The 23,468-nt window shown below is 65.7% G+C and carries 29 protein-coding genes; 10 read left to right on the forward strand and 19 right to left on the reverse strand.

Going from position 1 to position 23,468, the window contains the following annotated elements; genetic code table 11:
- Positions 1-9: 9 nt before the first annotated feature.
- The 10 genes from ALA01S_RS11080 to ALA01S_RS11120 all read right to left on the reverse strand — a co-directional run bounded on the left by ALA01S_RS11080 (position 10) and on the right by ALA01S_RS11120 (position 9,568).
- A complete protein-coding gene (locus tag ALA01S_RS11080) occupies positions 10-273 on the reverse strand; it encodes an H-NS histone family protein (RefSeq protein ID WP_066336010.1) in 264 nt (87 codons plus the stop codon).
- 204 nt (positions 274-477) lie between these two features.
- Entirely contained in the window at positions 478-720 is a 243-nt protein-coding gene (locus ALA01S_RS11085; RefSeq protein WP_066336013.1) for a hypothetical protein, read from the reverse strand.
- A gap of 229 nt (positions 721-949) precedes the next feature.
- The gene (locus ALA01S_RS11090; RefSeq protein ID WP_066336015.1) at positions 950-1,951 is read right to left on the reverse strand and encodes a relaxase/mobilization nuclease domain-containing protein; all 1,002 of its coding nucleotides are present in this window, start codon (positions 1,949-1,951) and stop codon (positions 950-952) included.
- Complete coding sequence (gene mobC / locus ALA01S_RS31705; RefSeq protein ID WP_084267440.1) at positions 1,911-2,513, reverse strand: plasmid mobilization relaxosome protein MobC; 603 nt, start codon at positions 2,511-2,513, stop codon at positions 1,911-1,913. Before mobC ends, ALA01S_RS11090 begins: the two co-directional genes overlap by 41 nt.
- A gap of 823 nt (positions 2,514-3,336) precedes the next feature.
- Positions 3,337-4,401 (reverse strand): ParB/RepB/Spo0J family partition protein, encoded by a 1,065-nt coding sequence (locus ALA01S_RS11100; protein ID WP_066336019.1) that lies wholly within the window; start codon positions 4,399-4,401, stop codon positions 3,337-3,339.
- Positions 4,402-4,421: 20 nt separating this feature from the next.
- On the reverse strand, positions 4,422-5,249 hold the full coding sequence (locus tag ALA01S_RS11105; RefSeq protein ID WP_066336021.1) for a ParA family protein: 828 nt from the start codon (positions 5,247-5,249) through the stop codon (positions 4,422-4,424).
- Entirely contained in the window at positions 5,246-5,656 is a 411-nt protein-coding gene (locus ALA01S_RS11110) for a TrfB-related DNA-binding protein (protein WP_066336023.1), read from the reverse strand. The genes ALA01S_RS11105 and ALA01S_RS11110 overlap by 4 nt, the downstream gene beginning before the upstream one ends.
- Positions 5,657-5,992: 336 nt before the next feature.
- Entirely contained in the window at positions 5,993-6,265 is a 273-nt protein-coding gene (locus ALA01S_RS32845) for a hypothetical protein (protein ID WP_157118921.1), read from the reverse strand.
- A gap of 90 nt (positions 6,266-6,355) precedes the next feature.
- Entirely contained in the window at positions 6,356-7,414 is a 1,059-nt protein-coding gene (locus ALA01S_RS11115; RefSeq protein WP_066336026.1) for a DUF932 domain-containing protein, read from the reverse strand.
- A gap of 1,242 nt (positions 7,415-8,656) precedes the next feature.
- Positions 8,657-9,568, reverse strand: a complete 912-nt coding sequence (locus tag ALA01S_RS11120) for an RNA-guided endonuclease InsQ/TnpB family protein (protein WP_238455768.1) — start codon at positions 9,566-9,568, stop codon at positions 8,657-8,659.
- Between the two features lie 425 nt (positions 9,569-9,993).
- Here ALA01S_RS11120 and ALA01S_RS11125 point away from each other — a divergent pair, with 425 nt between their 5' ends.
- The 3 genes from ALA01S_RS11125 to ALA01S_RS11135 all read left to right on the forward strand — a co-directional run bounded on the left by ALA01S_RS11125 (position 9,994) and on the right by ALA01S_RS11135 (position 12,138).
- Positions 9,994-10,608, forward strand: a complete 615-nt coding sequence (locus ALA01S_RS11125) for a 3'-5' exonuclease (protein ID WP_066336028.1) — start codon at positions 9,994-9,996, stop codon at positions 10,606-10,608.
- Between the two features lie 28 nt (positions 10,609-10,636).
- Entirely contained in the window at positions 10,637-11,245 is a 609-nt protein-coding gene (locus tag ALA01S_RS11130) for a ProQ/FINO family protein (RefSeq protein WP_066336030.1), read from the forward strand.
- 161 nt (positions 11,246-11,406) lie between these two features.
- Positions 11,407-12,138, forward strand: coding sequence for a hypothetical protein (locus tag ALA01S_RS11135; RefSeq protein ID WP_157118922.1), 732 nt, complete (start codon positions 11,407-11,409; stop codon positions 12,136-12,138).
- Between the two features lie 72 nt (positions 12,139-12,210).
- Here ALA01S_RS11135 and ALA01S_RS34400 read toward each other — a convergent pair whose 3' ends face one another.
- The 3 genes from ALA01S_RS34400 to ALA01S_RS11150 are packed head-to-tail and all read right to left on the reverse strand — an operon-like array spanning position 12,211 to position 14,663.
- A complete protein-coding gene (locus ALA01S_RS34400; RefSeq protein ID WP_066336033.1) occupies positions 12,211-13,785 on the reverse strand; it encodes a toll/interleukin-1 receptor domain-containing protein in 1,575 nt (524 codons plus the stop codon).
- Between the two features lie 36 nt (positions 13,786-13,821).
- Positions 13,822-14,187, reverse strand: a complete 366-nt coding sequence (locus ALA01S_RS11145) for a hypothetical protein (RefSeq protein ID WP_066336034.1) — start codon at positions 14,185-14,187, stop codon at positions 13,822-13,824.
- A gap of 26 nt (positions 14,188-14,213) precedes the next feature.
- Positions 14,214-14,663, reverse strand: a complete 450-nt coding sequence (locus ALA01S_RS11150; RefSeq protein ID WP_066336036.1) for a hypothetical protein — start codon at positions 14,661-14,663, stop codon at positions 14,214-14,216.
- A 138-nt stretch (positions 14,664-14,801) separates the two neighbouring features.
- On the opposite strand from ALA01S_RS11150, the gene ALA01S_RS11155 reads away from it, so the two are divergent.
- Positions 14,802-15,293, forward strand: a complete 492-nt coding sequence (locus tag ALA01S_RS11155; protein WP_066336040.1) for a helix-turn-helix domain-containing protein — start codon at positions 14,802-14,804, stop codon at positions 15,291-15,293.
- A 95-nt stretch (positions 15,294-15,388) separates the two neighbouring features.
- On the opposite strand, the gene ALA01S_RS31710 is transcribed toward ALA01S_RS11155, so the two are convergent.
- Entirely contained in the window at positions 15,389-15,940 is a 552-nt protein-coding gene (locus tag ALA01S_RS31710) for an IS630 family transposase (protein ID WP_084267442.1), read from the reverse strand.
- Complete coding sequence (locus ALA01S_RS11160; RefSeq protein ID WP_169805898.1) at positions 15,901-16,362, reverse strand: helix-turn-helix domain-containing protein; 462 nt, start codon at positions 16,360-16,362, stop codon at positions 15,901-15,903. Before ALA01S_RS11160 ends, ALA01S_RS31710 begins: the two co-directional genes overlap by 40 nt.
- 240 nt (positions 16,363-16,602) lie before the next feature.
- Here ALA01S_RS11160 and ALA01S_RS11165 point away from each other — a divergent pair, with 240 nt between their 5' ends.
- From ALA01S_RS11165 to ALA01S_RS11180, 5 genes are read left to right on the forward strand one after another with little or no spacing between them, the layout of a single operon-like run.
- Positions 16,603-16,959, forward strand: coding sequence for a hypothetical protein (locus tag ALA01S_RS11165; RefSeq protein ID WP_157118923.1), 357 nt, complete (start codon positions 16,603-16,605; stop codon positions 16,957-16,959).
- Between the two features lie 17 nt (positions 16,960-16,976).
- Positions 16,977-17,330, forward strand: coding sequence for a hypothetical protein (locus ALA01S_RS32855; RefSeq protein WP_157118924.1), 354 nt, complete (start codon positions 16,977-16,979; stop codon positions 17,328-17,330).
- On the forward strand, positions 17,327-17,548 hold the full coding sequence (locus tag ALA01S_RS11175) for a hypothetical protein (protein ID WP_066336045.1): 222 nt from the start codon (positions 17,327-17,329) through the stop codon (positions 17,546-17,548). The genes ALA01S_RS32855 and ALA01S_RS11175 overlap by 4 nt, the downstream gene beginning before the upstream one ends.
- Entirely contained in the window at positions 17,541-17,702 is a 162-nt protein-coding gene (locus tag ALA01S_RS32860) for a hypothetical protein (protein WP_157118925.1), read from the forward strand. Before ALA01S_RS11175 ends, ALA01S_RS32860 begins: the two co-directional genes overlap by 8 nt.
- 54 nt (positions 17,703-17,756) lie before the next feature.
- Positions 17,757-18,461 (forward strand): hypothetical protein, encoded by a 705-nt coding sequence (locus ALA01S_RS11180; protein WP_066336047.1) that lies wholly within the window; start codon positions 17,757-17,759, stop codon positions 18,459-18,461.
- A 419-nt stretch (positions 18,462-18,880) separates the two neighbouring features.
- Here the strand turns inward: ALA01S_RS11180 and ALA01S_RS32865 are convergent, their stop codons facing one another.
- Complete coding sequence (locus tag ALA01S_RS32865; protein ID WP_157118926.1) at positions 18,881-19,333, reverse strand: hypothetical protein; 453 nt, start codon at positions 19,331-19,333, stop codon at positions 18,881-18,883.
- A gap of 72 nt (positions 19,334-19,405) precedes the next feature.
- Entirely contained in the window at positions 19,406-19,636 is a 231-nt protein-coding gene (locus ALA01S_RS32870; protein WP_157118927.1) for a hypothetical protein, read from the reverse strand.
- An 820-nt stretch (positions 19,637-20,456) separates the two neighbouring features.
- Here ALA01S_RS32870 and trfA point away from each other — a divergent pair.
- Positions 20,457-21,377 (forward strand): plasmid replication initiator TrfA, encoded by a 921-nt coding sequence (gene trfA / locus ALA01S_RS11185; protein WP_066336049.1) that lies wholly within the window; start codon positions 20,457-20,459, stop codon positions 21,375-21,377.
- Positions 21,378-21,441: 64 nt separating this feature from the next.
- On the opposite strand, the gene ALA01S_RS11190 is transcribed toward trfA, so the two are convergent.
- Together ALA01S_RS11190 and ALA01S_RS11195 are read right to left on the reverse strand one after the other, a co-directional pair.
- Positions 21,442-21,651: a hypothetical protein gene (locus ALA01S_RS11190; RefSeq protein ID WP_066336051.1), complete on the reverse strand. Its 210-nt coding sequence runs from the start codon at positions 21,649-21,651 to the stop codon at positions 21,442-21,444.
- 198 nt (positions 21,652-21,849) lie between these two features.
- Positions 21,850-23,190, reverse strand: coding sequence for an MFS transporter (locus tag ALA01S_RS11195; protein WP_084267445.1), 1,341 nt, complete (start codon positions 23,188-23,190; stop codon positions 21,850-21,852).
- Between the last annotated feature and the right edge of the window lie 278 nt (positions 23,191-23,468).

Consider the following 23,468-nt stretch of genomic DNA (forward strand, 5'->3'; position numbering starts at 1 on the left):
GCTACAACATCACGCCGCGACCTTGGGCGGCCGGCCGCGGCGCTTTGGAACCGGCACCAACCCCAAGTCGGCCGGCGTCAATTCGAACGCGCGCATGAGGTTGCGCACTCTCACCAGCGCCTCCAGCCGCGCGCCCTCTTCCATCTCGCGCAGTTGGCTCTCGGCCTCGGCCAGTTCGGCGCGCAGTTCAGCAATGCGGGCCCTCAAGGATTCGGGCGTGGGCTTGGCCACCGGCTTGACCCAGCCGGTCGGGACTTCATCAGTCATGTACATGCGGGAAAGTGCTTTCGAATTCCTTGGGGCAACGCGGAATGCGTAGATTGTGACCCCCTATCGGCATCACGCAACGGGCCTGAAGCGCCATGCTGCTGACTGTTCCGGCCCTCTGTCTTGCTCCGCCGGCTGACCAAACTGGTGCCCGATTCCTGCGCGGCTTCCGGGCCGGCAAGTCTGCGAGCCGCCGCTCACTGCCCTTCCCTAGAAACTGATCTCCGGCCCGTCCTGCTCCGGTGCGCGTTCCTCTATGGCTTGACGCTCCATCTCCAGCTCGATCAGCCTTTCCGGCGTGATGTCCGGAATGGCCTCTCCCTTGGCCACCATCTCGTCCACCTTGCGGTTCATGTCGGCAAGCAGCCTGCGCCGCAGTTCCTCGTCCTCGATCCGGCGCAAGTTCATGTAGGCCACGAAGGCAAGCATGAACTGCTGTCTGCGGTTATCCATCCCTACTGCGCTTTCTCGGTAGCGTTCCACGCGGAGTGGCTGGGACCATCGTAGTCCCAGCGATCAGTCCTCGACACACCCAGCTTATTTCGCGGAATTCGAAGTTGGCATTGCAGGTCGAGATGCGCCTTTGGATCCCGCTGCGCCAAAGCGATCCCGGCATCCAGCACGCACGCATCCAATCTTCGCCATCGGGTCCCCGCCTTGCGATGGATTCCACGTCGTCGTCTCAGCGTGACCGGCGCTGCGGGCGCGTTGGCTCTTGCCTGACCGCTAGGGGATCGGGCTGCTGGGTTTGCCGGGCTCGCCGAGAGTCAGCCAAGTGCTGCGCCATCGGCGTGCGCGCCAAGTAGGCTTTGACATCGCGCGCGAGCTGCTGGTCCTGTGGATCGTCTGACCTGGCCAGCGCGTTGTAAACGTGCTTCCAGGCTGTGAGGGCGGCGAGCATCGTGTCTTCCCGCAGGGCGACGCCGTTGCCGCGGCTCTTGCGCAAGCGTCCCTGTTCGGCAGCATCGGCTTCCCACTGGACAGTGCTGGCCTTTGTCGCACCCCGCGTCGCACGGCGTGTCGCCCGGGCTTCGACCCCGCGCAGCCGCAGTTCGGCCGCGAACGTTTCGCGCCAGCGGTGCAGATCGGCCTTGCGGGGATTGAGCCGCTTGAAGTCGCTGTTGACGGTGCGCACGACCAGATGCACGTGCGGGTGCTCCTGATGGTCATGGAAGGCCCATGCGTACTTGTGGCCCGGGAACTCGGCCTCGGCAAACGCCCGCACGGACTCCTGGAGCGTGGCCACGTCCACCGAACCGCGGCTCATCCCGAGCTCCATGTGGAAGGTCTCGCGCCACTTGCCGTCGTCTTCGGGAACCGTGTAGCTCGCGTACCTGAACTGCTCAGCAAGGCCAACGGTTGCTGCGGCTCCCTCGTAGACGTCTCTCTGCTCGTCCTGCAGCGGCAGCGTGTGGTCACGGCTGATGTACTTGAGCACCTTGCGCACGTCACGCATGCCCTTCTGGTCGCTCAGGAGCTTCACCATGACCTGGGGATCGTGCCGTGTCAGCGCCCGGATCTCGTCGCGGATCTCGCCGGCGTTGCGGCTTCTCAGCTTCAAGTTCGGATGCGGGTCCTTGGCGCCCTTGAATCTCTGCGGTGCGTTCTCGAACAGCACCGCTCCCCACTGCAGCAGGATGCCGTCAACCGCGGGGCCCCGGGGCGTGCTGGTGATCGTTGGCATGCTCTGCCCTCCGCCGGCGCCCTGCCTTGCGCCGCGTGACTTCCAGGTGGTCGATGAGGCTGGCCACCAGCTCGACATGATCGAGCGCGGCCCGCGCGGCCGCCTCGATGCGCTCGCGGTCCTGATCCTTGAACTCCCCCGGAGCGCCCTGCCCCATGGCGTTGAGCGCGCGCGCGATCTGGTTCAGGTTGACGCCGATCTTCACGAGCTGCAGGTTCGATTCGGCAAGCCGCTTCAGCGCCTCATGGCCGATGAAGGCGCCGCCGGCGTTGCGGCTGGTGGCCAGGCGTCCCACGTACTCGGCTTGGGACAGGCCTTCAGCCAGAGCGCCTTCCAACAGCGCCTGGCGCTCGAGGGTCGAGAGCCAGACAGTCAGCTTGCTCCCGTTGTCATGAGGCCGCCTGGGAGAGACACGCGTGGACGGACGGCTGGGCGCCTGCAGGGCAGCCTCGATGAGCGATCGCACCCACGGGCTGGGCTGGCCGCCGCTGGCCTCGGCGATTGGCTCTTTCAGGCCGCGCACATCGACCGTGAGCGTTTCCCGCTTGCGGGGTGTCGTCATGCGCCCTCCCCGTTACCAGCCCATGTTGGCGGCCAGCTCGCGTACAGCGGGTGGACTACATCAGGCAGCACGGTGTACAGGTCGGTCATCGCGGCGGCTCCTTGAAATCCAAAGCGCAGCGCACACCAAATACGGCGGACAGCCTATCCTGCAATGCTTTATCTGTGGGGTGTTGGAGCGTTACGCGAGCTTGCATCGCGTCGTACCAAGGGGCCGCTGTATCGGGTGCGATCACCGACTACGACAGCCGACAACCGGCTGGGCACGGCGCAGAGTGCCGGCTGGACTAGCCTTCCCCAGCTACGTCATCAAGCCAGATCAGCACATGGATCGGCTGCTTCTGGCTCCTGAGGGGCAACCGGCAAGCTATGGAAGCAGCCGCGTCCATCCCGTTTCGCTGTGCTCGGCGGGCCGAGTGCGGCCCATTTTCGACCGTCGAAAACGTTGGCCAAGAAGGGGGGTTCGATCATCGAACACCCCTGGTGTCGCTGGCCTTGGTAGGCCGGGCGCGGGCGTTTTTCAACCGTTGAAAACACCGGCTGGAGAGGGAGTTCGCTCATCCACTCCCAGCGCTGCTGACCTCTACTGGACGGTCGCAGGGCGTTTTCAACCGTTGAAAACGGCAGCCAAGCGGGGCATCGCTTCACACCGAACGCCCGCTGTAGCGGGCGCGGCCGCAGTCAAAGGCGGCCAACGGCCAGCTTTGCAGGACTGGCCGGGCAACAAGCGTTTTCAGCCCTGCACCGTCAAAACACGAAAAAGCCGCCCGCAGCGGCTTCGTCATTCGGTTCAGCGGATGTGCCCGGCTGTGTGGCTGGTGGCCCTACTTCCACAACTTGCGAAGCATCTTTTCGAAGTCAGCCCACTGCTCTTGCGGAAGCAAAGCAGCATCGATCTCCAGGACTGTGCTCTTGCCGCTGGCCCGGAACACAACCGGCTTGCCACCGATCTTCGCTCGGCGCTCTGGAACAGCCATTGCCTCGGTCCTGCTTTTCGGAGCCCCGTTGCCCTTGTCGCCCGGCACTGCTAATCCGTTCGTTTTCAACGGTTGAAAATCGCTGGACGACGCGTCGAAGTGGCTGTCCTGAGGGTTTTCTACGTCAGCCTCAGTAGCCGTTTTCAACGGTTGAAACTTGTCTGGAACTGCAGGAGCCTCTTCTTCACTGGGTGCAGCAGCTACAGCGTCGCTGGCCGTTTTCAAGGGTTGAAAAGCACCAGACGCAGCCTCGGTGAGCTTCTTGAACACCTCGGCCGCTGGCTGGGGGCCGGTGTCCTTCAACGCCTTGGCGGCGGCCAGCACCGCTTCCGGCGCTTGTACCACCGCATCCCGCAGCTCCTTCGCATACCGGAACTGAACATCGCTTGGCGAGGCAAACGCTGCGATCACTTCTACCGGCAAGTTCGCAATGGCGAGCGCGCCGGACACCGCGCCGACACTGCGCCCGATGGCTTTGGACATTGCCAAGGCATTTGGGAAAAACCCAGCATCCAGCGCGCGCTGGTACGCCACTCCCTGCTCCCAGGCAGAGAGATCCTTGCGGCTGCGGTTCTCCCGTTCCATCTGCATCCACAACTGGAGGTCGCCGACTTCTTCCGTAATCGCCGCAACCTTCAGGCCCAGCTCCAGGCAAGCTCGGTAGCGTCGATGGCCAAAAACCACCTCGTACCTCACTCCACCAGCCCCCGCCTCGAGCGGCCGGACCTTGATCGGCTGCACATTGCCGCCGGCACTTTCAATCTCTGCTTTCAGTTCCTCGAAATCTGCGTCCTGAAAAGAGCTCTCATGCCGGTTCGCCCAGCGGCTGGACCGGATCGTCTGGGGATCGAGCAGCAGCGGCTTGCCGTCCGATACCGTGGCCCGCTCAAGGGGAGCATCCAGGTCGCCCAAGTCCAGTCGTGCAGTCCTGCTCATGCCATGACCCCCATCCGAACGCCGATGCGATCCAGCACCGGGCGCAGTTCCTTCCACGCGTCTCGCGCCGCCGTCTTGTCCTTCCACTCGAAGGGCAGCAGCCCTTCGGTATGGCATTCGCGGATCACTTCGCGTTTCGGGATGCGGCAGATATCGGCTGCCGTCTTCGGTTCGTCCACGAGTGAGAACAGCCGCGAAAAGAACGTCGGGTTTGCCATCAGGTCGTTCATGCCTTGAACCTGATTCGGGTTGCGCTCGACCATGTTGGGCAGGATGCCCAGGAAGTCCAGCTGCGGATTGAGCATTTCCTTGATGCGCTCGATCCCCACGGCCGGGTCCTTGAGCAACTGGACAAGGCCGCTGATGGACTGGTCGCTGAGCTGGATCGGCGACAGAACGTGGCTGGCCGACACCAGCGCGGCCAGCAGGCGGATATCAATGCCCGGCGGCGTGTCGATCACGGCCACGTCGAAGCTCCCCTTCGCCCGCAAAAGCGCCGCCCGGAAGTTGGAGGCCAGCGTGTTGCGAACGTCCCTACCCTTACCGGATTCCCGCTCAAGCTGCGTGAGCCCAGGCCCGGCTGGTACCAGCACGAACGGCGCCACGGGAATTGCGGCATCGGGGTCCGTGAACAGCTGGTCTGCCGTGATCTCGGCCACCACGGCCTTGCCCGAGCGCCGGATCGGCTTGGACAGGTGGCCCTGGTCGTCGATGTCGATGGCCAGGACACGCAGGCCGCTGTGCGCGAAATGCCGCGCGGTCAGGAACGCGACGGCGGACTTGCCGACGCCGCCCTTGCGAACCGCCAGAGCCAGGATCTTCATACGTTGCCTTTCTCAATCAGCGCCTGCACTTCTTCCGGCGTTGCTGTCACGTCATTGGCTGCCAGGTACTCGACCAGCGCCGTCACTGGATAACCCGCGCGCTGGAGCTTCAACATTTCGGGCCGCAGCGCCTCCATCAGAGCCTCGCGCAGCGGCTTGGCTGCCATGAAATCCTCGGCGGACAGCTTGCGGCTCTGTGCCGTGGCGTGCCACTTCAGGACGCGCGCCTTGGTCTGGCTGGCCTGCGCCGGCTTCACGCCCGCCGCCTCTGCGGCCTGTACTGTGGGGACGCCGTCCACCAACATCGCCCGGGCCAGCTTGAGCGAACGGTCTGCGAGCGTGTGCCCCTCTCGCACGGCACGCTCGAACTGCTCCGGTGTCAGCAGCACCTTGGGCGGTTTTGACATGTTCCTGCCTGCATCAACATAAGTAATTCCGATGTAATTCCTGATTATTACGCATTTTCCTGTCGGCAGCCGCTACTTGCAGGGCTTGATGCGCTGACTTGGAAGCGTCCCAGGGTGTCGCGTGCTCCGGCTGCCAGGGGAGCCTGTACCTGCTCCAGCTGGGCCACGCACTCACGCAGTGCTGCCACCAAGTCGAGATTCACGGCGTGTTGCTGGCCCATGGCAAGCTGCAGCGATGCGGCTTCGTGGCGGCCCCGCAACGCCTCGCAGCACCATTCGAAGGCAGCCTTGCTGCCCCCTACTCCTGCACTCCACTGGGCACGTGTGCCGCGTGGGTCAGGCGATCAGATAGCAGGCAGCCGTGGCGCCGACGCGGCCCACCGTGAGCCCGATGGGCTTGCCGTCAAGCGTCCAGATGGTTTCGTCACGCCTGGCGTCGTACTTGAAGGCCAAGCCTGCGCCCAGTCCGAAGCTGGCCCGCTGCAGCGTCTGTTGAAATTCCTCATGCGATACGCGGCGAACCCGTGCTGCATGGGTGTCGGGGGCATGTGCTGACGACTGCTCAGGCAACGGGCCGGGCGGCTGATCAGTCACGATGAGCAAGGACATGAGCTCACTCCTGGGTGTGGAGGAGGGGGGTTGCACCACGCCGGGCAAGGCCGGCGTGGATGGCGGGGCGTCTGCCCGCAGGCAGTGGCGTTAGGCGGGCAGGGCGCCGGCCTTCGCGGCCAACTCGCGCACTGCCTCCCAGGCGCGCAACTTCAGGCCCTCGCCAGCGCCGAACCATGCCGAGGTCATGCGCGTGTCGTCGCTGCGCCCGCGCTCATGATCCACGTAGTCCGTGACCGCGTTGAGCAGCGCCCATGCGCTCCTCCTGCCGCAGAGGTCGGCGCCGATCTGTTCGCCGCCAAAGAGGCCCATCAGCCGCTTGTAGCCGCGGCTCGCGCGCACGTCCGGCAGAGGCTGCCCCTTGGGCGGGCGCTGAACGGTGGAAAGCAGATCAGACACGAATCGGTCAGCCTGCGCTTCCGTCACGTCCACCTGCACCAGCAGCCGCGCCTCCACCAGCCAGCGGTCCCAGGCCGTGAGCACGATGCCGAGTTGCTGGCGCACGGCGCCCGCGTCGAACTTCTTCATGTGCGGGACGCGCACGCACTGCACCACCGGCCCTTCGGTGGTGTCCTGTTCGGTTTGCCCGCCCGTGACGTTCAATCCCGTACCGGCCGCCATCGTCAGCGTGTTGTGGCACACGACCCGGATGGCGGTGAACTTGGCGGTGGTGGCCATCGTCCCGTCGTAGGAGGTCGCCAGCAGCAGGTAAGGACGCACCGTGTCCTGGCCGACAACCGGGGCGCCGTCGTTGACCTTCGCCAGCCCCCAGACCCGCTTGCCGTCCGAGAGAGCGCCGGCCGTTTCCAGCACGAACCCGCCAGCCTCCGCGAGCTTGCCGAAAAAGTCGAGCACTTCGCCCGGCTGCACTACCTGATAGCCGCTGCTCACGACGCTTAGGGCGCTGCCCGTGTCCGAGCGATACAGCACGTCCCGGCCTTCCAGCGCCTCGATGCGGTCGGCGGCGCCGGCATCGGCACGCTGGAAGAGGACGGATGTGCGCTGGACCGTGTACGCCAGTCCGGCTTCGCGCCGCCAGGTTTCGAGGTCAGCGCCCGCCGTCAGGCGCCGCCCCAGCTTGTGCCATGGGGCCTCGCCGACGAAAGCGATAGCGGCGCGGCCTGTGGTGGTGTCGATGAGATGTGCCATCAAGGTTCTCCAGCGGTTGAACCGGGGGGACGGTTGCCGCCGTCCCTGGGCCCCGGATCGCTACACTTCGTGTGCTGCGATGTATTAAATATAAATTATATAAAGCTAAAATACAAGGCATGCAGAGATACAGAGTGTGAACACGCTCACACCACGTTCTTGGCTTCGTCAATTCGTTGGTGGCCTAACCCTGGATGGCCGCCGCGAGGCACTAGACTTGCGGCGCAGCCTCAGGCTGTGCCTTTCGCTCCAGCGGTTGGCGAGGTCCGGGCGTTGCCGCGCTCGGTCCTCATTCTTTCTGATGGCGGCTCTTGGCCACTACTGCCGGACACCTGCTTGGTTGGCCTTGCGCTCCCGGCGTCCTGCGCGGTCAGTTGAGGTGAGCTGCAGCCGCGCGGTACACGTTCAGTGCACGCGCCGCCTGCCCCAGGACCCGGTACTGGCCTGATCAGCGCGGTGCAGCCCCTTGATGGCTGGGGCTGCCGACTTGCTGCCGATTTTTGGTGCTGGTCAGCGTGGCGCGCTTGGTGCACGCCGCAGCCGGTTAAACCTACGAGCCTGGCCGCTTGAGTGAATCCAGCACAACGCGCAGGCTGTAGCCCGACACGCGCTCGCCGGCGTTTGCACGCTGCACCATCTGCGAGGCCCAGGCCCGCTCTCTTTGCCGGTTATGGGCGCCGCCGAGGCGGGTACTTGCCCCGGACCTCGGCCATGCGCTGCGGCTGCTTGGGTCAGGGCTCGGCGTGACAGCCCGCACCGGCGCGGTGCTGCACAGGTCGCTGCAACTGCGCCGCCGTGGGCAACTTGTCGGCGTTGCGTGTGCTCCGTTGCTCCGGGGCGTTGGACATCCCCGCTCGCGCAACGAGCAATCAACTGCGTCAGCGGCCCGCGTACATCACCACCGTTTCCCAGAAGCCTTGCACCAAGGGAGCCAGGGCTTGCGCCTGTAACGCAGCAGCCCCGGCGGCTTCTACAGTGGGGGCAGACAAGCCGGCAGGCTAGAGCGCGAAGAGAAGGGCCAGGATCAGTGCCAGGCCGTGTACGGCCCGACTTTGGTGTACCACGTGCCCCATGTCGGCCTTTCGAACTGCAGCTCAGCATGCGCTGGAACAGTTTGATGATCGAGCACGAAGCGCGCGTTTCCAAGCCCTTGCGCGACCGGGAAAAACCCAAGCTGGCTGCGGTGTGGCCTGGGAACATAACGCAGCGGCCGTAGAAGGCTCGGCGCCTGTATTGACATCCTCACACGCCCCGAAGGACGGTGATTCCTCCTGCGAGACGGCCATGCCCGACCGCGAGAATGTTCCGTGCCGCGTTTACGTCGCGGTCGTGGACCGCCCCACATGCGCTGCACGTCCACTCTCTTATTCCAAGGCCTGCGATACCTCTCGGCCGCTCCGGCGGCATCGATCCGCACGAAGAACAGGTCTGGGTGGAGAACGCTTCGTTGACCTCGCGGAACCACACGCCTGCGCGATCGCACTTGGTCTGCAGCATGGTCCGCAACGAACTCCAGCCCGCGTCGAGCACGCTCTTTGCAAAGCTCGTGCGGGCGAGGGCTTGGGCGTTGACGCTGCCAACGAAGATACCCCGGTGCTGGCGCACCAGGGTGGTGGAGAACTTCTGGAGGTGATCACGTCGCCGGTTGGCGATCTTGGCGTGGATCGCCTTGGTGCGAGCCTTCTTGCCCGCGCGCTGCGCGGCGGCAAGCGCCGGATCGAGGTCACGGTAGAAGCGCTGCGCGGCGATCTTCTCCCCGCTGGACAGCGCCGCGAGCTCCTTCAGGCCCAGGTCGATGCCGATGCATTCGCTCACGGGCGGCATGGGCAGCGGGCCGACGAAATCGGGCTCGTTGACCGTGACGTTCAAGTACCAGCGCCCGCGCGCATCCTCGCTGATGCAACCCGCGCGCAACTCGAAGCTGCCCAGTCCGTAGCTGTCCCACAGCGACAGCCACTGTCCGGCGTAGCAGACCTGCCCGTGCGCGTAGCGGATGGTGCGCACCTTGAACGGCAGCCAGCCCAGGCTGCGCCGCGCGCCGCCGGACTTGCGCCACGCCAGCCTTGTCCTCTTGGCCGTTCGACGCTTCACCGCGTACTGCTCGGCGACCTCCTGCACCGTCTGTACCGGCAGGCCGAGCCCTTCCTTGGTCACGCCCTTGAGGAACGGCCAGAAGTCGAAGCCGCTCAGGAAGCGCCGCTCGCGCTCCCAGACCTTGTAGCTGAGCTCGTTGCAGTAGTTTCAGACCGTGTTTACCTCACGTGCGCGCTCGGACAGCCACTTGGCGTGGCGGTCCTTGATGCGCAGACGAAGCATACGGACTGTCATTCCGTACAGCATAGGAGAACGCTCGTGCGGACACCACGTCTCGAGTGCATTACCGCTTCGCGCGTACCGCTATCCCTCCCCGGCATGAATGCCGAGGTTTCTTGCGGAGCCTTGTGATGGTCTCGACCCTCTTTCCGCTGGCCTCAAGGTGACCCAGCGGCAATTACATGGCACGAATTTTGCTTAGTGCCGTGCTGTGATGGGCAGGTGGCCTGTGGTCGCTATCCTTGCGGCTGCTGCAGGGAAGACACATGGAGCGCGTCGCAGTCCTCGACTTCGAAACCACGGGCCTGAGCCCGGACATGGGTGACCGGCCCACCGAGATCGCCATCGTGCTGGTGGAGGGCGGCCGCATCGTTGATCGTTTTCAGAGCCTCATGAACCCGGGTCGGCGCATCCCGGCCTTCATCACTGATCTCACCGGCATCAGCAACGCGATGGTGGCCACGGCACCCTCGGTGGGCCAAGTCATGCGAGACGCGGCGCGCTTCATCGGCGCGCTGCCGGTCGTGGCACACAACGCCTCGTTCGATCGCAAGTTCTGGCAGGCTGAGCTGCAGCGGCTGGCGCTGGATGCCAACAGCCCCTTTGCCTGCACGATGCTGCTGGCGCGGCGCCTGTACCCCGAGTGCACAAGCCACAAGCTCGGGGTCCTTGTTGACGCGCTACAGCTGCCCAGGCCCGGCCGCGCCCACCGCGCCATGGTGGACGCCGAGATGGCCAGCCACCTGTGGTGCCGCATCGGTGCCGACGTGGCCCGGCGCTACGGTGTCACGGACGTGAGCCACGCGCTTCTGTCGCGTGCCCAGGCCACGCCCCGCGTGCGGCTGGAGCGGCTTTTCTCGCAGCAGTGCCAGGCAGCTTGAGTTATTCGGGCAGCATGCCCCCACCACGATGAGCACCGAACCCGTCATCCATCGCAAGCAGCGCCGCGTCGTGATCGTCGCCAACGAGCAGCCCCAGGCGGCGCCGGCCATCGCGCAAACAAGGGCGGACCGGCCGGTGCTCAGGCTCAAGGCCAAGGCGCCGACGCCGCCCGCCGTGCCCTCACAAGCCGGGGAGGCGGCCAGCGCCGATGTGCCACCCGCCAGCCCCCGGCAGGAGCCCTTGAGCGACGCCGAGCGCCAGCACCGCCAGGCGGCCAAGGCCGAGGCCGCGCTTCGGGTGCTCGCCGAGCACTTCCCGGGCCTCTTCACCAGCGTGCGGCCGATGGCCATCGGCACCGGCAAGGTGCTCGACGCCGAGCGCAAGGCTGGCCGCCTGCCACTGGGGTGCATCCCGCTCAAGCTGGCACTGTCGGCGCAGGCCACCTCCGACGCCTACTTCGAGGCCGTCGCGGCCGGCGGAGCGCGCTTCAACTTGGCCGGCGAGGTCGAAGGCGAGGTCACGCCCGAGCAGGTTGCCTATGCCACCAAGAAGCTGCACAAACGTCGCGACACTGCGGCCCGGCGGCATGAGCTCCCAAGTGACGCGGTGGCTCCTGCAGCTACTCCTGTCGAGTAAGTCTCACAGCCTGCGGCCCAGACCCTGCAGCGGCTCCAGGCGCCGATGGTCCGGGCCTTGGCGCCGCGGCCTGCCACCGAGAGCCCTCCACCTCGTCCACCCCATGAGCCATCCGACCAGACAGCCCCCGCACGGGGTCGCGCGGCGCTTTCCTGACGCTGATGCTCGTCATCGTCGCGCTGCTCCTTGGTGTTGCTGCGCCATGGGGTATGCCGCACCAGCAGCCTCAGGAAGCGCCGGTGACCTGCGTGCAACTGGAGGCCCTGCAAGACTGCAGGGCGCGGCTGGGTGTGGATACGTGCTCTACAGCCTGGGGCATGACGGCGTGCCTGGCGGGGGAGACGACGATGCGGACATCGGCCGTTGATTGCACCGTGCGCAGCCACGCTGCTCGTCACCAGAAAGGCATGATGGAGCGGATCCGGGTTCTGGACGCCTGTCGCCGTGACGGCGCTCGACTGGCCAGGGCCTACCGGCTGGGCCGCATCGGGCCTGACGCCGTCGAGCTGTGGCGCGAGGATGCCCCTGAGCCGTCCACGAGCACGGCAGCAGCCCCTTTCGATGCCTCGCCCTGGCTGGACCACGAGCTGTTCGGGCTGCTGCCGCTGGGCTGGCACGCCGCCACGAACGAGCGCGGCGCCGTGCTGCTGCAATGCGCGCCGGAGCCGGGTGAGTTGCTGATCGAGGCCGGCAACCTGATCGAGCGCATGGCCGCAGGCAAGGAGTCGGCGCCAGCCGACTGGCAGCGGCTGTCGCAGGATCAGCGCGGTGACCTGCTGGCCGTTCGATTGATGGTCGAGCCGGGGACCGCGCGGTTGATCGCGCAGCGCGTGATGTGGCGGCTGGCAAGGCTGCAGCCCGAAGGCGAGCACACCGGACCGAGCGGGCGCTGAGGGCGGACACCCTGTTCAGCCGCAGCGGGATCGCCAGTGCGCTGCCCGCCGCGGCAGCGGCAGCCCGCAGCGCTACGCTGCGAGCCATCCGGTCAGCGTGCCAAGCGCGGCCAACACGACCAACCACAGCAGCGTGGCGCCCCAGGCTGCCAAGCGGCCCGCATCCAAGACGATGCGAAACACCGCCCAGCCTCTCACGCACCAGGCCACGCCCGCCAGCCAGACCGCGCTGCCGAGCGCGACACCCGCCAGTGCCGGGCCCCGGGTCGCCTGCGCGACCAAGGCGGATGCCGCGGGCAGCCCGGCCATGCCTTCCTGGCGGGCCTGCGCCAGGAAGCGCTCCAGCACGTGGGGCTGGACCAGCTCGACGCCCAGGAACATCACGAAGGCGCCTGCGCAGAAGTACAGCCACGCGCCGCTGAACAGGTAGGCCAGCGGCGGCCAGATGCGGCGCCAGCAGGGTGCGCGCCGCACCACGCGCCAGGCCCCGGCCAGCACCGACGACAGCGCCGTGGCCGTCAGCAGCCCGAGGGTGACGCCGGGCACCACCCAGCGCTGCAGCGGCCCCTCCAGCACCGCGCCCAGCACCAGGCACAGCACCAGCGCCTGCAGCATGGCGGCGTCGGTGCCGGCACTCACGCCGTTTCCCACTCGCCGCAGGACGAGGGCACGGGGATGGGCCAGCAGCTCCGCCAGGTCCGTCAGCCACCGCGCCGGCCAGCGCCACCAGGCCCTCGCGTGCCGGGCGGCGGCTGCACCGGGATGGATACCGTAGCGCGACGCCAGCACGTCGAGGAGCGCTGCCGTGTCGGCGTCCCAGCGATCGGTGGCCAGCACCACCGCCTGGCAGGTCGCGAAGTCCCGCATCGAGGGTGGAAGGTCCTGCGGCCCGGGCATCCGGGCGCCCTCCAGCAGCACGGGTATCACTGGCTTGCCCTGGCGCAGCGCCAGCTCGATCTCGCGCCGCACGAAGTCGTCCGGGTCGTCGAGGCGGCGGCGGCCGTCGCCTGCCGCCGCACGCAGCCAGCCGGGGCCCACGAGCGCCAGCACCACCGTGGCGCTGACCAGCGCACGCTCCAGTGTCTGCACGAAGTCGGCGCCGGGCACGATGTCGCCCACGTCGAGGAACACGCGCTCGGCGTCGAACTCGGCGTGGAGCCGGTCGGCCAGCCGGCCCGTGGCGGTGGGGCAGTCTGGCCGGCGGTAGCTCAGGAAGAGGTCACTCATGGGCGTGGCCGGTGGCACGGCCGCGGAGCGTGGCGCCTCAGGGGTGCGAGACGTGCGCGGGTGCCGCCTGGACGGGCGCCGAGCCGGCAGCCGGGCCCAGCCGCTCCAGCGCGTTGCGCAGCGCTGCGCTGCGGCCAGCGTGTCGCCGCGGGCCTTTTCCTTGTCGAGCTGGCGCAGCAGAGCCTCGTGCCGCTCCTTAAGGTCCGCCAGCTCGGCGCTCACGTTGCCCGGGCGCGCGTTCATCTGCAGCGCCATGGCGGCATTGCCCAGCGCCGCAGCGCGATCACGGTACTGGAGCCCGAGCGCCGGCGAGAGCCCCAGGCTGCTCGCGCACGCCTTGGCCTGGTCCTGCGCGGTCCTGGCCGCGGCGACCAGCGTGCCGAACTGCTCATCGAACAGCATCACGGTGATGACGTTCATCGGGACCTCCACGGCGTTCAAGAGTAGCCATTGCTTTCAATGCACGGTGCGCTCGGTCCAGTCGCTGGCGGCGATGCGCGCGAGCTTGACGCCGATCTCCGGGGCGGGAGTGTTCAGGCTGCCCGGCGGCAACTGGACCTGGTATCGCTCCTGAACAACCGACAGACCCTGACGCGCGTAGATCAGGGCGGGGGCGTGGTACTTGGCGTTCTTGCCGAACTTGGGGCTCGAACCCTTGGGCACCGGGACTTCGCGCGGGGACAGCTCAACACGCGCCATGACACGGCCATCGAAGTGCAGCGCGTCGCGCACCTCGTCTTCCGTCAGGTCGCCGTCCGCGGTCACGATCACGTCGTCCATGCCGTCCACGGTCCATTCCACCTGCGGCTGTGGCTTCTTCATCGTGCGCGCTCCTGCCAGCGGTGGGCCTATCGCAGCGGGCCCTGCCGCTTCAGTGCGTCCAGCGCCAGGCGCAGTCCGTATCCCGATACGCGCTCGCCGGCGTTGGCACGCTGCACCATGTCGGCGGCCCAGGCGCGCTCTCGGCCCGTTCTGGGCGGCACCGGGCGCAGGTACTTGTGCCGGATCTCAGCCGCGCGCTGCGCCTGCTTGGGTTCGGGTTTCGCGCGGAACGCTGGCGCTGGCACGGTGCTGCACAGGTCGCGCAAGCAAGCCGCGGTGGGGGGCTCATTCGGGTCCAGCAGCGCCAGCGCGTGCTCGATGGCTTCCGGCCGCTCGGCGTAGCTGGCCAACTCGCGCGCCCAGTCGGCCTTCACGGCTTGCAGATCCAGCCCCTTCCAGCGCGCGAGAAAGGCGCAGCCGTAGCGCAGTGAGAGCCGGTCGAACAGGACATCAACGAACTCGGCGCGCGGCGACATGGAAACCTCCGTGGCGATCTGCAGCAGTGTCGTCTGGGTGCAATTTCCTCGCACCGTGCCTGCCTTGACAAGGGGGTCCAGGATAGAACTTGAACGAATTTAGATTTTTCTTGCGCTTGAGTCATTACAGTCGCCCGCATGGAAGATGACAACGAAGCTCAGCTGCGGCGGGAGATGGGCGAGCGGTTTCGCCGGGCTCGCAAGAACGCCCGCAACGGCCAGGGCTTCAGGCAGGGCGAAGTTGCCGCCGCTCTGGGCAAGGGACTCGGCACGGTTTCGACTTGGGAGACGGGGCGTGCCTTGCCCGATCCGTTCGTGCTGCGATGGATGGCGCTGCACTACGGCGTTTCCGTCGATGAGTTGCTGGGACTCAAGGAGCCCGAGGCCAGGATCGAACACACCGTGCAGCGGCAGCCCGCGCCGGTACCGCCCCAGGAGATCAAGGCCGCGCCCATCCGGCGCCCTGACGCCATCGGGTTGCCCATGTCGGACTTGGTGCGTGTCATCCAGCATGCCGTGGCCTGCGGCTTGACCGATGAGCGCGAGGTGCGCGCTTTCCTTAACGGTGTGGTTGCTGGTGGGCGTCTGAATGAGCAGCCGGGAAACCATCTCAAAAAAGATTCAAGTTAGCTTTTCCAATCTCATACGCATTGCACGGAACTGTTTTAAATTTTAAATCGAAAACGTGTGCCACTAGATAAGTCATCAACAATAAATATTTTTACTCAAAATGCCATTTTATAAGTTGATCCAAAGTTATCAAGAATATGAAGGATATCGCGCTCCAGTTCCTGCGTGTCGCGTCGTCTGAGTGCAAGCCAGCGATGCTTCATCAAATACCACAGCTTTTCTATACGATTGAGTTCCGGGCTATAGGGGCTTAAGAAATACAGCGTCACTCCTTGATCGTGGAGTAATTTCAAATGAGGCTGAATGTCCTGTGCAGTGTGAAAGCGCGCATTATCAAGAATGACGGTAAGCGGCTTTCCCACGTGCTGGCGCAACAGGCCCAGAAAGGCAACGAAAAGGTCGGCGGTAAAACTGCACCACGTATGCGCGCTGAAGAGGCCACCGCTGCTGAGCAAAGCACCCATGACGTTGAGTCTCTTGCCCCGCGCGGCATCTATGCCGTGCTGCTGGCCTTGCACGGTCCAGGCGCTGCGGTTGGGCGGCACTTGCGCAAAACCCGCCTCGTCCAGATAGGCCAGTTCGATCTCTCCAGCCTGCGCCCGGGTCCTCAGGGCTTGGACGTCTCGGCAGGCTTGCTCGAAGCGCACGGGATCGCGTCTTTTTTAAGGCTGTGGCGCGTGCGCTTCCACACCAAGCCCCGACGCTTGAGCGCCGTCACCAACGTGTTGACGTGCACCTCAGTGCCGTGCGCCTCTTGGTGGCGAGCCAACAGCGCAGGCGCCGTCAGCGCTTCATCATTGGCCCATTGCACCAGACGCCGTACCTCCAATTCCGTGAGCTTGGGCGGCGCGCCGCAGCGGGACTTGTCAGCCAGCCCGGCCAAACCTTCTTCACGCCACGCCCGGCGCGTGGTGCGCACCGTCAGTACACACAGCCCCTGGCGCCGGGCCACCTCAGCGCAATCCAAGCTTTGCCCCAATAGCAGCAGCGTCTGTGCTCGCTCGCGCACTCGCCAATCAGCGTGTTTCTTCACTGCCTGCTCCAGCGTCAGTTTGTCCTGCTCGCTCAACACCAGCGGCTGTGTACGTCTTCCCATTGCTGTTCAATGCCCAAACTCATCGCAGACTCGCAATCCTATACGCACACAAAACTTCGTCTGGATACGCCGGTGTCAATCGCAATGACTCGGCTTTAAATATAAATATTTGTTGTTAATGACTTATGTATTATTGACCATCATTAGAGAATGATGCGCACATTCTATTAAAATAATCTCCATGCACCAGCGCAGGTGCTAATGGAGATAGCAGTGAGCAGTTTCCAGTTTTCTCCTGATGTCTTTAAATTCGACAGCACCTTCGCCGGCATCCCGGTCGTCATCGGGTACGAGGTCGAAGTCAACGAGGACCACCGGGGCCGTGACGTCGAAATCATTCCGACCGTCTGCGTCATCGGCCAAAGCGGCGTCGATCTCTGCGAAGACGCCGGCTTCTTCCACGCCGAACAGCTGAAGAAGTGGCTCGCGCAAGCGGAAGGCCACTACAACGGCCTCTTCGCTGACGACAGCGAGCCCGACGACTACGCCGACCTCTGGGCGGCTTACGCCGCCGAAGACCGCTGGATCGCCCAACGCGATCACGTCCACTACTGCCGCGCGGGGCTGTGATGGAAGGGCCGTGCATCATGCGCAGCCCGTGGCCCCCGGCGCGGGGCCATGCGGCAACCGCCAGCCAGCAGCCTTCTTGTGGTGGCCTGCATTTCGCATTCGAGCCCGGCCCTTACTACCTGGGAGCCAGCGGGCGAACCCTGCATCACGACAACCTCCCGTGTCCTGGCGGCTTGGTGGCTGTGGTGCCGGTCCTGGCAACAGCCCACCTGCTCAAGGCGGCCCCGGACCTGTTCACCGTTGCCCAGGCACTGACTGCTCTTCCCGCTCTGCGCGCCGCGTCCGAGGCACAAGCCCTGGAGGCCCGGATCGCGGTACTGGTGGAAGCGGCGCATGTGGCGGTGTCGCGCGCCCTGGGAGCGATGGCATGAGCAGCGCCGTCCGCCGAGCGGCGATTCACTGGCTCGCAGCGCACCGGCCCACGGACTCCACCGGGCAACTGCGGGTCGATGCCCTGATCCGCGAGCACGAGACCGCCTGCGTGGCCGAGGAGGGCGAGGACCCGGCGTGCCCGCCATGCCAGTACCAGCACCGCTGCCTGCGTGGCGGCGGCTGTCCGATCCGCAATCCGGAGGCTGGCAATGCCTGATGTGCACGACACCGACAAAGCCCTCGCCAAGCAGGCCGCGGCTGACGTGTTCGACCACACGCGCGACCGTCCCCGGTCCTTTCCCTGGGACGTGCTTGGCTTCATCGCCGCTCTGCTGCTGGCGCTGGCGTCCGCGCCCTTCGTCCCGTACTGAGTCCCCTGGGCCTTGGTTGGCGGCCCTTCCTGCCGGCCTTCTGGAGTACCAGCCATGTCGCCACTTGGTCCCATAACTGGCAACCGTTTCACCGATGCCCACAAGGCCACGCTCAAGCCCCACCTGCGCCAGCGGCTGGCGCTGGAAGCCAGCCGCAGCACGCCGCTGGGCGCAATCTCCACCGGCACGCACGGGAAGCTGTCGTTCGTGCCGAGCTATGTCCTCCCGCAAGGCGCTGCTGCGATACAGGCCAGGGTGCCCGCCACGGCGCGCTCCGCGTTCCGGCCGGGGCAGCGCGTGCGCATCGATGCCACCGCCGACGATCTGCTGGAGCAGGATCTGAATCCATTCGAGCCCGAAGAAGCCGCCGCCCTGGCCGGCCGTGAGGGCGTCGTGGTCGCGTACTCGGGCTGCGCCTCGCTCGGGCTGGTGCTGGTGACGCTGGACGGCGTGCCCTGGGCTTTCATGCCGGCGTATCTCGCGCCGGTGTGCCCTGCCGAGGGCGACGATGAACTGGTGGCCATGGCAGGGGAGGGCGCCGCCACCGCCTTCGACCCCTACAGCGAACCGCTGTCCGTGGGCGACACGGTGCAGGGCATGGACGGGCGCATCGGTCGCGTGACGCTCGTGCAGCCGCAGCGCCTGGGCATGGTGTTCGAGCCCGGCAGCGCATGGTGCGGCCCCTCGTACTGGCGCGGCTCGTTCCGGCTGCTGGCCAAGGCCAGGGCGTGGGGCTGCCCCAACGGCTGCCCGTTCTGACGCCGCAGTCCCGCCCTGGACCCGCCCTGGCGCTTGGCAACGAAAAAAAGGCCCCGGTCTGCGGACTCGGGGCCGATGAAGCTGCAGCGCGCGGCAACCTTGGTCACCGCGACCGCATTCTGTAGCGAGAGCGAGGCAAGAAGTTCGAGGGTGAAGCGCTGCGCCGGCCAGCTTCGTGACATGCTGCCCACGATGATGGCCGGGAGCTCGAAGGCGCAACGCCGGCCATCGCCAAGTTGCCAGATGCCGCAAGGCACACCGCCAGCACTGGAAGCCTGGGGCACGGCCCTGAAGGCCGACAAGCTCAAGCGTTGCCTCCAATGTTCGCCTCGTGCAGGCCGCCACAGCATGACAACGCCGTGGCAGTGCCACGGACACCCTGCAGCGTGGGTCTTCCCGGAGTCGCCCGAACCGCACGCTCAACCGCCCATGCGCACCAATGGCGACGGGGCCTGTGCCGAGCCCGTGGGGCGGCCTTCGGCATCCAGATCGATGCGGCCAAGCAGCCCGCATGGGTGGCCAGAGCGCCACATCGATATCGTCAGCACTACTCTCGGCGGCGCCAGCGGCGCCGCGTTTGCGCACCGCTGCGATTTTCTGAGCCCGACTTCCACAAAGGTCAGCGAGCACCCTGCCGGCACTTCTTCACGGGCGCGTGCCACAAACTCGGCTTGCCGGGTGACCGACTCATCGCCCCAGGCCAGATCCAGTACCGCGCGCTCGATGCCCCAGTCGAGCTCCTCGCTGCGGAAGGCAAGCCATCTGAGCCTGTAGCCGCACAGGTGCACGCTCGGCGAGCGGAACCGCGCCGAAAAACGGTCGTAGAAGGCACGCAATTCCTGAGGTGGCCGGGGATCAAAAGCATCGGACATGCCATAAGGGTGCCACGCCGCGACAGACATCGTTTCCCCATGGGAGTGCCAGCCGGCTGCCCGGACTGGAGTTCACAACGCGACAGACCATTGGCCCAAACAAGGCACGCAACTTTTGGGAGACGGTGAAAAACCACAGCGCGACGGCTTCGCGAGCCGCTCGATGCGCTGCCGGACGAGCGCAGGCTTCAGAAAAGCCTCCAGCGCGTTGGTCAGGTCGTGCAGATGCTGCGCGACGCCGCTGCTGACCGTCGAAGTGGACCAGGCGGCAGCCGGCAACAGCACCGTGCTCTGGCTGCGCATTGCCGTAAGCTGCAACCAAGATCCCGACGGCATCCAGGCAGTGCAGGAACTGGTGGCCGCAGTGCCAACGATGCCGCCATCACCCTGGGTAACGGCTGCAGGGCATGACGCTCGAGCGCTTGGTGCAAAAGCGTGCCGAAGCCGCCCTGGCCAGCGCACTCACCGAGGCCTCGACGTCGGGTGAGAACTCGCCGTGAGCTAGCTGCAACTGGGGTTGGCAAGTCCACGGCCTGTGGTGTTGCAGTAGCAACGGTGGCGTCACGTTGCGAGGCCGTTCTGACGATCAGCGTCAAGGGCACCCTTTCTTCCTGGCCAGCGTGTTCTTGCCGACGGCGCTCTGTTGTGTCGCCATTCGTGTTTTGACGGACGTTTTCGTTTCACGTCCAAGCCAGCGTGCAGGCTGCTGCCCGCCACCTGGGCGGGTTGATTAGAAGAAGTTAAATACAGATTACGCCTGTGGATAGCTGCCGTAAGTTGTTGTCATTGCTATGAAAATTCCAGCAACTGTGCCGTCAGAACACGAATGGCGTCCGTCAGAACACGAGAGTGTTGCCGTCAAAACACGAACCGTGTCCGTCAGAACACGAAGCAGGGCGTCCGTCAAACCACGAAGGAACTGCCGTCAAACCACGAACGCTGTCCGTCAGAACACGAGTCGAGGCGTCCGTCAAAACACGAGCCCAGACCGTCCGTCAAAACACGAAGCAAGGTACAGGCAGCTGCGGCACCAACTCAAAGTCCGTCAGAACACGAACCTTGTCCGTCAAAACACGAAACGGGCCGTGCTACCTTCGCAGAATCAACGTCCGCGCCACCTACCATGACCGCGATCACTGCTGCCGCCCGAGCGCGGATGAAGAAGTTCACCGACGAGGCTGAAAGCCGTTTGCGGGCTGCTGCTGTGGAGCGTGTGGGCGCCGTCGGCTTGCCCTTGCCGCTCAAGACGGGCGAGCAGGGCGAGCTGTTCCAGCCTTGGCACGAGCCGCTGCGTGGCCTGTGCAACCACTTCGCCCGTGCCGCCCTGTTCACGGCGTCGCATTGGAAGCAGCCGCGTGAACGCATGGGGCCGACGCCGCTGTTCACGGCCGAGGGCTTCGAACTGGTCTTCTCTGGCGAGGAACTGCGCCAGGACGATCTTGACGTGTGGCTGCAGGTGGTCCATTTCGGCCGCATGACCGATGTGGGGCAGGAATTCACGGTGATCCCTCACACCATGCTCGTTGCGCTGGGATGGGGACGCAGCAAGAAGGACTACAACCGGCTGCGAGAGTGCGTCCTTCGCCTCAAGGGTGCTGAAGTTCGCATCAAGGACGAGCGGATCGCTCCGGGCCGCCAACTGGTGACCAACCTCATTACCGAGCTGCGCTGGGATGCCGAGGGCAAGGATGACCGGGCGGTGTGGGGCCTGCAACTGAGCAAGGCGTTGGTGACCCTGTACCTGCCCACTAATTACTCGCTGGTCGAGTGGGAGCAGCGCTTGGCGCTTTCACCGCTGGCAAAGTGGATTCACGCGTTCTACAGCACGCACAGGGAGCCGTTTCCTTATTCCGTTGCCAAGTTGCACGCCATGTGCGGTTCAAAGAACAAGCGAGTAGCGTCGTTCCGCCTGTGCTTGGTTGATGCGTTAAATGAGCTCAAGCAGCAGAAATTCTTGGACGGGTGGGAGATTTTGAAGTCGCGCACTGAGAAAGCTGGCGTGCTCAACGTGACGCGCACGCGTTTTCCTAAAGCGGCTTCTTGATTCTTGCTGCACGGCAAGCGCGGGCACGAATGCCCGCTTGTTCGCTTCCAGTGCGCCCTCAAAGTCAAGACGCTGCGGCCTCGGCGCCCGGCGTGTCGGTGGCCGGCGGCGCCTCGGGGGCCGCGGCCGATTCGCCTCCCGCAGCAGGTGCGGGCTCGTTCGCGCCGTTGACGTTGGCCTTGCGCACGGTCTTCTTGCCCGCCGCCTTCTTCACCGGTACCTTGGCGGTCGCCTTCTTTGCCACGAACGCTGCGGTAGCTGCCACCTCGGTCACGGGAGCCGCCTCTGCAGGCTTGGGCTCAAGGAAGCCACAAGCCGCTTGTCGATGAGCGTAGCGCTTGGGCGGACTGCAAGAATCGCCCCTGCCTCGCCTAGCGTACTTCCGTACTTCACCCATCGAAGCGACGCGATACCAACCATGCGAGGCGGCTGTTGCAACAGAGACGCCTCGCGGCTTGCTGCCGCTGTGGCTTCAGGAGGGTCTGGGCGCCTCGAAACGCGGGTAGCGTCCCAGAGGCAGCAGCATCAGCGAGCCGACGACAAACAAGCCGGTGCAGATGGCCAGCATCGAGTCGTAGTCGCCCGTGCTCTTGTAGAGCTGCCCAAAAAGTAACGGAGCGACGGTAGAGGCCAACGTGATCATCCCGAGATGGATGCCGAACAGCGGCCCGTAGTCGCGCATGCCGAAGTAGCGTGCCATCAGGAACGCCGCAATGTCGAACTCCGCGCCGGCCCCGATACCGATCAGCATCACGGCCAGTGCCAGCATCATGGTGTCGTGGGGGGCGGTGTGGCCCAGCAGCCAGCATCCCAGCGCCGGCAGCGCCATCGCCACGGCAGCCACACCCGGGGCCCAGACCCGGTCGACAAGGTAGCCGACGACCACGCGTCCGAGGATCAGCGACAGCCCGAAGCTGCCGAAGACCTGCCCGGCGGTCGAGGCATCGAGCCCCTTGTCGCGCAGCAACGGCACGGTGCTCGTCACCATGGCAACGACGGCGGCCACCACCATGGACAAGGCGATGTTCAGTGCCCAGTAGCGCGGGCTGCGAAGCGCAGCCTTGAAGGGCACGCCTCCCGGCGCCGGGCGGGAAACCTGGGGGCTGCGTGCCGAGGCCGTTGCTGCAACCTCGCCCGGCTCAACCATCCATAGCCGTACCAGGGGCAGCACGATGCCGGCCGGCAGCACTGCCAGCACCAGCAATCCGGCCTGCCAGCCCCACTTCGCCGTGGCAGCGCTCACGGCGGCCGGGATGATGATGGCGGCCAGGCCCGTGCCCGAAAGCACCAGCGCCAGGGCCAGCCCGCGGTTGCGCTCATACCAGAGGTTGACGATGTGTGTCCAGGTGACCTGCATGGTACCCATGCTGCACAACGACAGCACCACCAGCATCACGTACAGGCTGCTGATGGAGGGCCCCATCTGTGTCATCGCCATATAGGCCAGCGACAGCGCCAGCAGCGACACGGTCGTCACGCGTTTCATGCCGTAGCGCCGGTTCAGCCAGCCCACCACCTGCGCGCTCACGATGGCGCCCAGGAAGAGGAAACCTACCGCCGACTGGATCGCACTGCGCTCCCATCCAAAAGCCTGCTGCCAGGGCAGAGTGAGCGAGCCGAAGGCATACAGCATCGACGCCGCAGCATTGGCCGCAATGCCCAGCGTGGCAATGATCACGATGCGCCAGGCCACGTGGAACTCGCTGAGGTCCAGGCGCAAGCCGTTGCTGCCCGCGTGCGTTTCGTGGCCAGCAGCGCTCGCGCCGCCATCGACCGGAATGGATCGGTCTGCGATCGGTCGTGTGTTGCTCATGGGGTGATTCCAGGCAGGTGGGCCATGTCGTTCCCGCGCGGGGCGACGGCCCTGTGGCTGAAGCGGGCCCCGTACGGGCGGCCCTCCAGGGGTTGGGGGAAATGCCGGCCGCTTGCAGCGGGCTCGGGACGGCCCGCGTCCTTTCGCGCGCGAGATGCCGGCGCCGTCGTGCCTGCGGAACTGGCACACCCCGGGGCAGGCACACCGGCAAGGTAGCTTTTGTGGCTGCACCCGAAGGGTCCTTGATGGGGTTGCCTGGCGGCTCGCGGAAGACGGGA

It is taken from the genome of Azohydromonas lata NBRC 102462 (genome assembly GCF_001571085.1).
In the GTDB taxonomy this organism is placed as follows: domain Bacteria; phylum Pseudomonadota; class Gammaproteobacteria; order Burkholderiales; family Burkholderiaceae_C; genus Azohydromonas; species Azohydromonas lata.